General features: G+C 33.4%; 10 protein-coding genes and 1 riboswitch. Of the genes, 9 read left to right on the top strand and 1 reads right to left on the bottom strand.

Annotated features, from left to right (window positions below; translation table 11 throughout):
• Nucleotides 1–46: 46 nt before the first annotated feature.
• Entirely contained in the window at nt 47–730 is a 684-nt protein-coding gene (locus V9L05_RS00580) for a hypothetical protein (protein WP_338813959.1), read from the bottom strand.
• Nucleotides 731–925: 195 nt separating this feature from the next.
• On the opposite strand from V9L05_RS00580, the gene V9L05_RS00575 reads away from it, so the two are divergent.
• The 9 genes from V9L05_RS00575 to cysD all read left to right on the top strand — a co-directional run bounded on the left by V9L05_RS00575 (nt 926) and on the right by cysD (nt 12,968).
• Complete coding sequence (locus V9L05_RS00575) at nt 926–1,753, top strand: prohibitin family protein (RefSeq protein ID WP_338791356.1); 828 nt, start codon at nt 926–928, stop codon at nt 1,751–1,753.
• Between the two features lie 431 nt (nt 1,754–2,184).
• Nucleotides 2,185–2,294, top strand: a riboswitch (SAM riboswitch).
• A 474-nt stretch (nt 2,295–2,768) separates the two neighbouring features.
• Entirely contained in the window at nt 2,769–4,094 is a 1,326-nt protein-coding gene (locus V9L05_RS00570; protein WP_338813958.1) for an O-acetylhomoserine aminocarboxypropyltransferase/cysteine synthase, read from the top strand.
• 159 nt (nt 4,095–4,253) lie between these two features.
• Nucleotides 4,254–4,715 carry an OsmC family protein gene (locus V9L05_RS00565; RefSeq protein WP_338791358.1) on the top strand — a complete coding sequence of 154 codons (462 nt, stop codon included), beginning with the start codon at nt 4,254–4,256 and terminating at the stop codon, nt 4,713–4,715.
• 251 nt (nt 4,716–4,966) lie between these two features.
• Nucleotides 4,967–5,794: a uroporphyrinogen-III C-methyltransferase gene (cobA, locus tag V9L05_RS00560; RefSeq protein ID WP_338813957.1), complete on the top strand. Its 828-nt coding sequence runs from the start codon at nt 4,967–4,969 to the stop codon at nt 5,792–5,794.
• Nucleotides 5,784–7,535: a flavodoxin domain-containing protein gene (locus V9L05_RS00555; RefSeq protein WP_338813956.1), complete on the top strand. Its 1,752-nt coding sequence runs from the start codon at nt 5,784–5,786 to the stop codon at nt 7,533–7,535. The genes cobA and V9L05_RS00555 overlap by 11 nt, the downstream gene beginning before the upstream one ends.
• A gap of 148 nt (nt 7,536–7,683) precedes the next feature.
• Nucleotides 7,684–9,330 carry an NADPH-dependent assimilatory sulfite reductase hemoprotein subunit gene (locus V9L05_RS00550; protein ID WP_338813955.1) on the top strand — a complete coding sequence of 549 codons (1,647 nt, stop codon included), beginning with the start codon at nt 7,684–7,686 and terminating at the stop codon, nt 9,328–9,330.
• A 134-nt stretch (nt 9,331–9,464) separates the two neighbouring features.
• Complete coding sequence (locus V9L05_RS00545; RefSeq protein WP_338813953.1) at nt 9,465–10,982, top strand: TSUP family transporter; 1,518 nt, start codon at nt 9,465–9,467, stop codon at nt 10,980–10,982.
• A gap of 118 nt (nt 10,983–11,100) precedes the next feature.
• Nucleotides 11,101–11,808, top strand: a complete 708-nt coding sequence (locus V9L05_RS00540) for a phosphoadenylyl-sulfate reductase (protein WP_338813952.1) — start codon at nt 11,101–11,103, stop codon at nt 11,806–11,808.
• A 263-nt stretch (nt 11,809–12,071) separates the two neighbouring features.
• Nucleotides 12,072–12,968, top strand: coding sequence for a sulfate adenylyltransferase subunit CysD (cysD, locus tag V9L05_RS00535; RefSeq protein WP_338813951.1), 897 nt, complete (start codon nt 12,072–12,074; stop codon nt 12,966–12,968).
• Nucleotides 12,969–12,996: the final 28 nt, after the last annotated feature.

Raw genomic sequence — 12,996 nt, 5'->3', positions numbered from 1 at the left:
AAGTTTAAATGTTATTATTTTTATCAACTGTGAGACTTCATTTCTCCTATTCCAAACCAAAACTAAATTGTAAAAATAAGTTAGAAAGGGTAGAAGAAGGAGCATTCTCAAACGAACGATTAGCAATTTGCCATTTTTGAGAAGGAGCATATTGATAACCAACTTGAAAACCCATGACACTTCTTTGTGCTTTGTATTCAAATTGTAAGACCGTTTTGAGATAAAAACTACCTGTCTTTAGTTGTAGCGTTTGAGGTTGTTCTAGTGCTTGTGAAAAATTTGTAGCTACTAAATTATTTCTATTTGATGATAAAATAACTGATTCTCCTCCTAATCCTATTAAAGGCAAAATATGTATTTTAGAGTTTGGATTGAGTAAATAACTTGTATAAATATTTCCTCCAAAGCCTTTTAAATCAGTATTTTTGTTATTATCTGCATTTGAGTTTTGGATATAATTTCCTTCCCCTCCTACTTTAAAACGACCAAACCAACCATAACCACCTGCTCCAAAAACGTGTGTTATTTCTTTGGAAGAAGCAAAATCAGAAAAATTAAGTTGGGAGTTTATTTGAGAAAAATTTTGATTTCTAAAACCTTGCAATAGATACAAACCTCCTGCTCTTTTTCTATTAATTGATGTAGCATTTTGAGAAAATGAAATTGTTATACACATTCCATAAAAAACTAAGGTAAGAACATACCAAATAGTAAATTTTAGTTTTTTCATTATTGTCTGTTTTTTTAGAGTGATTGAATAACTTACTCTAAATTCTGACTTTCTATTTACTTAGACTAATATTTTATACCAAAAGCTATTTTGAGAGGACGAAAAGTAAAATACTAACCCAAATCAGTTATTTTCCGTTATATTGCTTAAATAATAAATCAAAATTACCTTTTACTAAAAAACACCTTAATATATATGGCTAATTCAAGAAATAAATCCTCAATATCTCCCAAAACAGTCTTTTTTGGAATCGGAACTTTTGTTGTTATTATAGTTGCTCTCGTGTTTTTATTCAGAACTTTTGTAGTTGTTGAATCTGGACAAATTGGTGTAGTGGCTAATTTTGGGGCAGTTCAAGATATTTTACTTCCCGAAGGAATGCATGCTGTGAATCCTTTCGTTTCGACGGTTATTCAGCTTGATGTACGTGTTCAGAAAATGGAAGCATCTGCATCTGCTTCTTCTAAAGATTTGCAACCTGTTACTTCTAAAGTAGCACTTAATTTCTTTTTATCTAAAGAAAAAGCAAATGTTATTTATAGAGATTTAGGACTAGATTATAAGCGAACCATTATTGAACCCGTTATCCAAGAATCTATAAAATCGGCTGCTGCTCGTTATACAGCTGAGGAATTGATTACAAAAAGACCTGCTGTAAAAGAAGATGTATATGAGTATATCAAAAAACGTCTTGCTCAAAATAATATTATTGTTACTGATTTTTCAATTATAGATTTTAATTTTTCACCAGAATTTAACTCGGCTATTGAATTAAAACAAATTGCAGAACAAAAAGCATTAACTGCTCTCAATGATTTGGAGCGTATTCGTACAGAAGGAGAACAAGAACGAGTTAGAGCGCAAGCACAATCTGACGCACAAAAATTACTTCAATTATCATTAGATGACGAACTTTTGAGATTGAAAGCTATCGAAAAATGGGATGGAAAACTGCCTGTTATTTCGGGTGGTGGAGAAACTTTTGTAGATGTCGCAGATATTTTGAAGTCGAATCGTAAATAAATAGAGTTTATAAAATAGTATGTTCAGTTTAGCTTCGCTGAGGACTACGTCGTTCACAGAACTGAATAAAATGTTTCCTCATAAGTCTAATGTTTTTATAAATAATACTTATGAGGAAATGAATAAACAAAGACGAATTCATATTTTTTTGTGAAAATGCCCTGTTTCAATATAATAAGTTCAGAACAATTTTATTGTAAAGAATTATTTTATCAGATTATATATTTACTCTATTATTTTGAATTATTAATCAATAAATATAAATTTAATACTATTTATTTGTGTTTTTTGATTAAAAAAGTGAGTTTAACAATTATTTAACATTGAATTTGTAGATTTATTTGGATAATAAAAAAACTCATCGTATCATTGTATCACACTTCAACTACACTTAGTCAAATCAGACTTATATGATTTACCAAAGTGTATGAGATTTATAAAGAAGTACAGAGAGAACAGGCTCAATGATGTACTGGCAACCTGCTAACAGCAAGGTGCTAATTCCTGCCTAAATCAAATTTTTTCTTTTTGAAATTAAGATTAATTCAAAAAGAATTTAGGACATATAAATTCTAACTATCATGTTTATACAGATTCTACAAAATGCCTTCTCAAGTTCACTACTTGAGCAAACCAATACCACAACATCATTAAATGCAAAGGTAATTTCTATTGCCTCTAATTTTCTTACTTATTCTTTTTCTCATATAGCCACTCCAAAGGTTATGTGCTGTTGTTGTTGCTGTTAATTTCTTCCTTAGGTTCTATTAATTTTCTTGTTTTTTGTACTTTCCCTAAAAGGAGAATGTTTTTTGCAACTCTGCAAAACTAAATTATTTTATTTTAGCTTGAAATTTTACAAAATCTATTAAAAAAATAATTGTACCTACAATTTTTATTAAAATATACTTATTTATACAAAAAAAGAATAAGTATATTTTATACTACTTAATCTAATCTTTATTTTTCTATAAAGCGATAATATTACAAATTGTCACTCTAAAATCTACAAACTATGTCAAACAAACCATTGCATTTCGATACACTACAACTTCATGCAGGACAAGAAGTTGATCCAACAACAGGCTCTCGTGCCGTTCCAATTTATCAAACTACTTCTTACGTTTTTAATAACGCAGAACACGGAGCTAATCTGTTTGCTCTCAAAGAGTTTGGTAATATTTACACCCGTATAATGAATCCTACAACAGATGTTTTTGAGAAGCGAATTGCTGCCCTTGAAGGTGGTGTTGCTGCTCTTGCTGTTGCATCTGGACAAGCTGCACAATTTACAGCACTCAATAATATTTTGGAAGTTGGAGATAATTTTGTTTCTACTTCTTACTTATATGGTGGTAGCTACAATCAATTTAAAGTAGCTTTCAAACGCATCGGAATTGAAGCTCGTTTTGCAGAAGGTAGCGAAGTTTCTGCATTTGAAAAACTTATTGACGAAAACACAAAAGCTATTTATTTAGAAACTATCGGAAATCCAGAGTTTAATATTCCAGATTTTGAAGCAATTGCAGCTTTAGCAAAAAAATATGATATTCCATTAGTTGTCGATAATACATTTGGTGCAGCAGGTTATCTTTTCCGTCCTTTAGAGCATGGCGCAAACGTAGTAACAGCATCAGCTACAAAATGGATTGGTGGACACGGAACAAGTATTGGAGGAGTTATCATTGATGGAGGAAATTATAATTGGGGCAACGGTAAATTCAAACAATTCTCTGAGCCATCAGAAGGTTATCACGGACTTAATTTTTGGGAAACTTTTGGAGAAGGAAACCCACTAGGATTGCCAAATATTGCCTTTGCTATTCGTGCTAGAGTAGAAGGTTTAAGAGATTTTGGTGCAGCAATTAGTCCTTTTAATTCATTTTTATTACTTCAAGGTTTAGAAACTCTTTCACTTCGTGTTCAACGCCACGTTGAAAATGCTCTTGCGCTTGCAAAATGGTTAGAAAACCACGAATTAGTAGAAAAAGTAAATTACCCAGGATTGGAAAGTAGTCCATATAACGAATTAGCAAAAAAATATTTGAAAAATGGTTTTGGTGGAGTTTTATCTTTCCAAATCAAAGGAGGAAAAGAAAATGCTGAAAAATTTGTAAATAGCTTAGAGCTTGTTAGTCATTTGGCAAATGTAGGTGATGCAAAAACGCTTATTATTCATCCAGCTTCAACTACACATCAGCAACTTTCCGATTCAGACCAATTAAAAGCAGGTGTACATCCAACTTTATTGAGAGTTTCGGTAGGTATTGAATACATTGACGACATCAAAGGCGATTTTATCAATGCGTTTGAAAAAGTGTTTGCTCCTGTTTTGGCTTAGTTCAAGCCGTTCAAACCTATAAGGTTTTTGAAAACCTTATAGGTTTGCATAAAAAAACCTTGTTTTGGCTAGAAAACAAGGTTCTGATTATCATTTGCATAAAACGAGGTTGCAGCCTCTTGTGTTTTACTTATTTCAATCTTTCAAATTTACGAAAAAATGTCTATACTTTCTTTCTCATTTCAAGGAGTCAATAAAAGCTCAGCAAAATTCACAGGAAAAAGCCGAGAATTCGAACTCACCATCGACGAGCCTATTGAATTAGGTGGAACAAATGAATACCCAAACCCTGTCGAATATATTTTGGCTGGCTATGCAGGTTGTCTGAATGTGGTAGCTCATATAGTAGCTCAAGAACTTAATATTGTACTCAAAAAACTAGAAATAAATGTTTCTGGAGAGCTTAATCCTTCTAAACTTTTAGGAGAAAATACAACAGAACGAGCAGGCTTTCATCGCATTGAAGTTAGTCTGAAACCTCAAACTACTGCTACTGAAACTGAATTATTAGGATGGTTATACGAAATTGAAAGACGTTGCCCAGTAGGAGATAATTTGCAAAATCAAACGCCTGTTTCTTTGCAGATTGAAAAAAATCTTTTTGTAGCTTCTTTGAATTAAAAAATTGCACAGACTAGGAAGTCTGTGATACAAAAACAATCAACCAGCTATCAGAAAAATAGTGTTAAGTGTCAGATAATCTATCTGACTTTGACTTCTATTTTCTAACCTCAAAAAACTTTCAATCCATCATTTTAGAAAAAGCAAAAATTACAAAAGGATTTTCAAGAATCTTCTTTTGTTGAGGCTCTTTACTACTGCCTTTATTGAACTTTTTTCTAAAAAATAATTCAAAAATAATCAGAAAAACTATGATTAAAGGATACGTAACTCTAGCAGGAGCAGGTTCGGGAGACCCTGAACTCATCACACTAAAAGCTCTAAAAGCACTACAAAAGGCAGACATAATCTTGACAGACCGTTTGGTTTCACCTTTTTTGATTGAAAAAGAAGCACGAAAAGATGCTCAAATTATTTATGTAGGAAAGCAGTGCAGCAAAGGAATTCATACACCACAAGAGGAAATTAATTTATTGATGGTAGAATATGCCTTGCAAGGAAAACAGGTTTTGAGATTAAAAGGAGGAGATGCTTCTTTGTTTTCTAATATTTTAGATGAACTCAAAATATTGAAAAAAAATGACATTCCCTATCAAATTATTCCGGGTGTTTCGGCTGCTTTTGGAGCTGCTGCTTATTCGGCTATTCCTCTGACAGCTCGCAATCATTCAAGAGGTGTTCGGTTTCTGACTTTGTATAATCTCAATCATATTACGCAAAAAGAATGGACGGATTGGGCAGAAACAAAGGACACACTTGTCTTTTATATGAGTGGTTTGAAATTGGAAAAGCTCACAAATCAGTTTTTGAAAAACGGAATTGATACATCAAAAGGCATAGCCATTATTCAGCAAGCTACTACGCCAGAGCAAAAAACAACGGTCTTTTCTTTTGAAGAATTGAAGTACAAAACGCTACCAGAATTTGAGCATGTTCCTACTCTAATTATTGTAGGAAAAGTAGTGAATTTGCATCACGAATTTGCTTGGTTAGAAGAAAAACAAACGCCTTTTCCTGCTTCTTCTTTTGTAGAATCTTATTTTGACAATCACAAAAACACTTATAAATATGCTGTCTGAATCTAAATTATCGGTATTACAAGAATTTGTGCAAAATGTTTCTCATGAGGAACTGATTTGGACAAAAGGATATTTGGCAGGTTTTTCAGACCGTCAGAATGTTTCTCAAAATACCATTGAAAATAAACCAAATTCACTTCCTGTCAAAACACTAAAACCATTAATTCTATATGGAACAGAAACAGGAAATGCCAAAAAAGTGGCTACTGGGTTACTTACTTCTTTCAAAAAGTCAAAAATTAAAGCCAAAGTGGCTGACGTATTTGGCTACGATATAAAAAAACTAGCAAAAGAAGATTTTGTTTTGTTTGTCATCAGCACACAAGGTGAAGGCGAATTACCACAAAATGCAAAGGCTTTTTATGACAAATTGAATAGTTCAAAAGAAAATTTTTCTCATCTAAATTACGCTGTTTTTGCGTTGGGAGATTCTTCGTATCCTCTTTTTTGTGAAGCTGGAAATTTGATAGATACACTTTTTGAAAAAAAACAAGCTCAAAGAATTTTATCTCTAGTAAAGTCAGATGTAGATTTTGTGCCAGTTGCTAAAAAGTGGGAACAAGACTTACAATTTTTTTTTCAGAAGTGGCAAAATAATTCAGTTGTAGAAAATGAGATTTTATCTGTTCCCTCAACAGCAGTTTCATCAGTTAAGAAGAATTATAAAGGCAAAATTTTTCATAAAGTAATTTTAAATGATAGAGGTTCGAACAAAGAAACGTATCATATCGAAATTGCAACTAATGAAAGAGTTGCCTATCAATCTGGAGATGCTTTGGGAATTATTGCCAAAAATAGTAAAACAGATATTGATAAAATCCTTACTTATTTTCAAGAAGATGCAAATCATTTTTTGACTCTTAAAGGAGAAAACAAAACACTTTACGACTGGCTCAAAATCAGAAATATAAAAGGATTGAGTAAAAATTCTATTACCAAAATTTTGAAATTAATAAATGTAGATAATTTTGAAATGCAAAGTGATAAAACGGATTTGATTGATATTTTGACACAAATTCCTGCTTTTTCAAGTCTCAAAATTGATTCAATATTAGAAATTTTATTGCCGATTGCACCTCGTTTGTATTCTATTTCTTCTTCTTCAGAAGCACATCAAGATGACGACGATGATATTAATAAGGGGGAAGTTCATTTGACAGTTACTTTAGATAAATTCAAGGTAGAAAATGACTTCAAAACAGGTTTAACTTCGCAATTTTTGGCAGATTTTCCACTAGAAACTGAATTTGATTTTTACGTTCATTCCAATTCTAATTTCCGTCTTCCAACCAAAAATACACCCATTATTATGATTGGTGCAGGAACAGGAATTGCTCCTTTTCGCAGTTTTTTAGCTCAAAGAGATGCAACAGGAGATGAAGGCAAAAACTGGTTATTCTTTGGAGAACAGTATTTTACATTAGATTTTTATTATCAAACCGAAATTCAAGAATGGATTGCAACAGGTTTGCTTACAAAGTTTGATGCAGCTTTTTCAAGAGACCAAGCCGAAAAAATTTATGTACAACATCGCTTACAAGAAAAGGCAAAGGAAGTCAATCAATGGCTAGAAGAAGGAGCAGTTTTGTATGTATGTGGACAAAAAAATCCGATGAGTCAAGATGTAGAAAATACATTGATTCAGATTATTTCTGAGCAAAGAAATGTAGATACACAAACAGCAAAACAGATTTTGCAAGATTTGGAAGAGCAAGGCAAGTATCAAAAAGATGTGTATTGAGTGCGTTCAGTTCCTCAGAACTGAATGAAACGCTTCCTCAGAAGCGTGATTTGACTAACACAAGCATGACGCTTCTGAGAAAGCGTATATGTTCGTTTCTGAGGAAACGAACACACTGCACATTAAATCACTAAAACAATAATCAAAAATGAGCAATAAATTATCTCCATTAGAAACCATAAAGACGGGTAGCGACGGACTTCGTGGAACAATAAAAGAAAGTTTGAAAGACAATTTTACTGGAAATGTTCGTCCAGATGACGAAGGTTTAGTAAAGTTTCATGGAATGTATGTCCAAGACGACCGAGACCGTCGTGTCGAACGAGCAGCTAAAAAACTAGACAAACTCTATTCGTTTATGATTCGCTTGCGTATTCCAGGGGGAGCAATTGATTCAAAAAAATGGCTTGCTATTCACGAAATTTCGGAGCAATATGGAACAGGCGTTCTCAAAATTACAACTCGCCAAACATTGCAATTACATGGTGTTTTGAAAAATCAATTACAGCCAACTCTCCAAGCCTTTAATTTGGCAAAATTAGATTCTATTGCAGCTTGTGGCGATGTAAATCGTAATGTGATGGTCAGCGCACATCCAAAAGTTTCTCCTTTGCATCAAGAAATATATGAATATGGTAATAAAATTTCTACGTTATTATTGCCAAAAACACAATCGTATTATGAGGTTTGGATAGATGATGAAAAAGTCTATGAGCGTTCTAAAGAAGCTGACCCTTTGTATGAAGACCGTTATTTGCCTAGAAAATTCAAGATTGCGATTGCCATTCCTCCTTCAAATGATGTAGATGTTTTTTCGAATGATTTGGGACTGATTGCACACATTGAAGACAATGAATTGAAAGGATTTAATGTGGCAGTTGGTGGTGGTTTGTCGGCTACTTTTGGAAATCCAAATACGTATTCTCGTTTGGGAACTGTTTTAGGATTTTTGGATAGCGAAGAAAAAATATTGAAAGCTACTTATGAAGTGCTAACGATTCAGAGAGATTTTGGTAATCGTTCGGATAGAAAACAAGCTCGTTTGAAATATACGATTGACAAAATGGGAGTAGAAAATTTCAAAAAAGAACTTGAAAAGCGTATCGGTTTTGAATTTCTACCAGCAAAAGAATACAAATTTACAGAACGTTCAGATTTGTATGGTTGGCAGCAAAATCATGAAGGTAAATGGTTTTATACACTTTTCGTAGAAAATGGAGGAGTAAAATCGTATCAAAAAGAATTTTTGCATCAAGTGGCTCAATTAGATATTTCGAATTTCATTTTTACGTGTAATCAAAATTTGATTTTGGGAGAAATAAGTGAAGCAAACAAATCTAAAGTTGAAAATCTAATCGAAAAGTTTGCAATAGAAAAGCAAGATAGTGTTTTGCGTAAAAATTCTATGGCGTGTGTTGCCTTGCCTACTTGTCCTTTGGCTTTGGCAGAAGCACAGCGTTATTTGCCAAAATTAGTTTCGAAAATAGAACCTTTATTGGAAAAATATGGACTTCAAGAAGAGGAGGTAAGTATCAGAATGACAGGTTGTCCAAATGGTTGTGGGCGTTCGTATGTTTCCGAATTAGGTTTTATCGGAACTGCTCCAGAACAGTATAATTTTATGCTTGGAGGCGACCGTTACGGGGAAAGATTAAATCAACTCTACAAAGAAAAATTGAGTGAATCTGAAATTCTTACCGAAATAGACAGCCTATTTTCTCAATATGTAAACGAAAGAAAACCAAATGAAAATTTTGGAGATTTCAGTTACAGAAAATTCTTTTCTGCTAATTAATTGTTTTTTCAACCGTCAACGAGGCTTTGCCGTCGTTGAGGTAGCTAAAATTAAAATCTCGTTGACGGCGAAGCCTCAACGACGGTTAAATCAGACGATTTTTGATTCCAATTATCCTATCATTTTTACCATCTATGTCAAATACACTTTTTCCTATTTTCTTGAAAACAGAACGCTTACGATTTTTGCTTGTTGGTGGTGGAAATGTTGGTATTGAGAAAATAAGGACACTTCTCAAACAGAATCCAACAGCACATATTAAGCTCATAGCTACTGAAATTTTTCCAGAAATGTATGAAATATTGGCAGCTTATCCACACATTGAATATGCAGAAAGAGCATTCGAACCGAGTGATTTGGATGATGTTGAGCTAGTTATTTCTGCTACAAACGATTCAAAAATTAATGCACATATAAAATCCTTAGCCAATGAGCGAAAACTTTTAGGAAATGCAGCCGACCAGCCAAATTTATGTGATTTTTATTTGGGTTCGATTATCCAAAAAGGAAATCTAAAAATTGCCATTTCTACCAATGGAAAATCGCCTATTCTTGCTCGTCGAATGAGAGAATATTTTGAGGAAGCACTTCCAGAAACGATTGATGAAACAATTTTGGAATTGCACGACTACCGAAATACACTCAAAGGAGACTTTCAAAATAAACTCTTCCAACTTAGCAAAATAACAAAATCTTTGAATGCACTTCCTGCTCAAAGTGAAATAGAACCAAACAATCCAAAAATAGAAACAGTAGAACCTATTGAAACGCTTGAAATAACTCCTCAGTCAAAAAAATATATACGACTCACTTGGGTAATTTCTATTGCTTTTCTGACTTTTTTTATTGGCTATGGACTTTCAGTTTTTGTGTCTGCGAATGAGTTACAAACTTTTGTTTTTCAGATTCCGACAGAGTTTTTTGAGATGATAGCGATTGGATTTTTGGCGCAACTTGTCAATGGAAGTCTTGGAATGGGTTATTGTGTGGTTTGTGCTACGGCTATGATGTGGGGAGGAATTGCCCTTCCAGCCATTAGTAGTAGTGTAAATATGTCGGGCGTGTTTTCGAATGCCATCAGTGGATATTCGCATTATCGTTTCGGGAATGTCAATAAGAAAATGCTCTACTGGCTTGTTGGTTTTGGAATGATAGGAGCGATTAGTGGCGCACTTTTACTCATTTATTTGGGAGATAAATACAATCAACTGGCTTATTTGCTATTGGCAATTTATACTTTATTTGTGGGTTTGCGCTTGTTAGTTGTTTCTTTTAGGTCGGATTCTACAACTAAAAAATCCAAACATTTAGGGCTTTTAGGTTTAGTAGGAGGATTTGCAGCAGCTTTTTCTGGAAGTGGTTGGGGACCAATTGTAACATCTTCCTTAATGAGTAAAAGAAAAGGAGTGAGTTATGTTGTCGGAACATCTAGTTTAGCTAAGTTTTTTATCAATTTTATTTCTTCGACAGTGCTTTTTTTCAGTATTGGAGTGAGTCATTGGTACGTCATTGCAGGTCTGATTTTGGGAGGTGTTGTGGCTGCACCACTAGGAAGTAAGCTCACTAAAAAAATCCCTCGCAAACCTATGATGATACTTGTAGCCCTATTAGTGATTTTATCAAGCATCAAAATCTTGATGAAATATGTATAGCGTTTTTAAAGTCCTCAACGACGGCAACGCCTCGTTGACGGTTAAAAAGTAAATAAATAAACCGTCGTTGAGGCTCAAATGCAGCCATCAACGAGGAAAAAAATAATCTTTCAAAATTATGACAAAAAAAGAAATTTTAGCTTTTGCAGAATCTGAGCTTCATAGAGAATTATTTCCTTTAGAACTACTTGAAATTCTAGCCGAAAAGTTTCCTCAAAAAGTATGTTTTTCGACAAGTTTGGGAATTGAAGACCAACTAATCACTCATTTTATATTTAAAAATGAAATTCCGATTGATATTTTCACACTTCAAACAGGAAGATTATTTGAAGAAACAGAACAGCTTTTAGAACAAACTCAAAATAAGTACAACCAAAAAATAACTGTTTTTGAGCCTAATCAAACTAAAGTTGAAGAATTAGAAAACGAAAAAGGCAAGTTTAGTTTTTATGAATCTGTCGAAAATAGAAAAGAATGTTGTTTTATCCGAAAAGTAGAACCTCTCAATCGTGCTTTAGAAAATTATACGATTTGGGTAACAGGAATTCGGGCAGAACATTCAGAAAATAGACAAAACATGCCTCTTTTTGAATGGGACGAAGCGCATCAAATGCTTAAAGTTCATCCTTTGCTACATTGGAATTTTGAAGATGTAGAAAAACGAATTAATATCTATCAAATACCTTACAACCCTCTGCATGATAAAGGTTTTGTAAGTATTGGTTGTAAACCCTGTACTCGTGCCATTAAAGAAGGCGAAGATTTTCGTGCTGGGCGTTGGTGGTGGGAAAACAGCTCTAAAAAAGAATGTGGATTGCATCAATAAAATTACGAATGTAATACACTTATGGTAGAAGATTACAATTCGGGATATTCGTTTTAATCATTTAATAACATTTTCGGTAAGGACAACTATACTAGTTGGGAATGAGAATTAGATAAACTATTACTTTTTTAATTGATTGATAGTCAATGAATTAAAATTGTAATTTTTAATTCGTAATTGTTCCTTAACTATTTAAATAAAAAAATAATGCCGTTGTCGGTGTCCTCACCGACGACAACTATACCATTTAATCAAAAAATAAAATGAATTATTTAGATCAATTAGAATCCGAAGCGATTCATATTTTGCGTGAAACAGCAGGACAATTTGAAAAACCTGCTTTATTATTTAGTGGTGGAAAAGACTCTATTGTCTTGGTACATTTGGCTCTTAAAGCCTTTCGTCCTGCTAAATTTCCTTTTCCTTTAGTCCATATTGATACAGGACATAATTTTCCAGAGGCACTTGCTTTTAGAGATGCTTTTGCAAAAGAAATAGGAGAAAAACTTATTGTTAGGAATGTAGCTGATACTATCAAAGCTCAAAATTTAGCCGAACCAAAAGGCAAATTTGCAAGCAGAAACGGCTTACAAACTTATACTCTCTTAGAAACGATTGAAGAATTTGGTTTTGATGCGTGTATTGGAGGAGCAAGGCGAGATGAAGAAAAAGCTCGTGCAAAAGAACGTGTTTTTTCAGTAAGAGATGAGTTTGGACAATGGGAACCCAAATTGCAACGCCCAGAACTTTGGAATACCTATAATGGAAAAATTAGTAAAGGCGAAAATGTACGTGTTTTTCCGATTAGTAATTGGACAGAATTAGATATTTGGAATTATATCAAAAGAGAAAATATTGCTCTACCTCCAATTTATTTTTCACATTTGCGTGAGTGTGTTTTTACATCAGAAAAGCAGTTAGTAGCCGTTTCGGATTTTATTCAGATTGATGAAAATGACGTGATTGTTACAGAAAAAGTCCGTTATCGTACCGTAGGAGATATGACTTGTACGGCTGCCGTTCCTTCAGAGGCTGTAACACTAGATGATGTAATTAATGAAATTATCGCTTCAAGAATTAGTGAAAGAGGCGAAACACGTATTGATGACAAAGTTTCAGAAGCTGCGATGGAAGACAGAAAGAAAAATGGGTATTTCTAAAAATGTTATGCTTTACCGAACTGTTCCC

This window comes from Bernardetia sp. Wsw4-3y2 (genome assembly GCF_037126295.1).
Taxonomy (GTDB): domain Bacteria; phylum Bacteroidota; class Bacteroidia; order Cytophagales; family Bernardetiaceae; genus Bernardetia.
The sequence above is the reverse complement of the archived record's forward strand: the minus strand, read 5'-3'. Positions and strand labels throughout refer to the sequence as shown.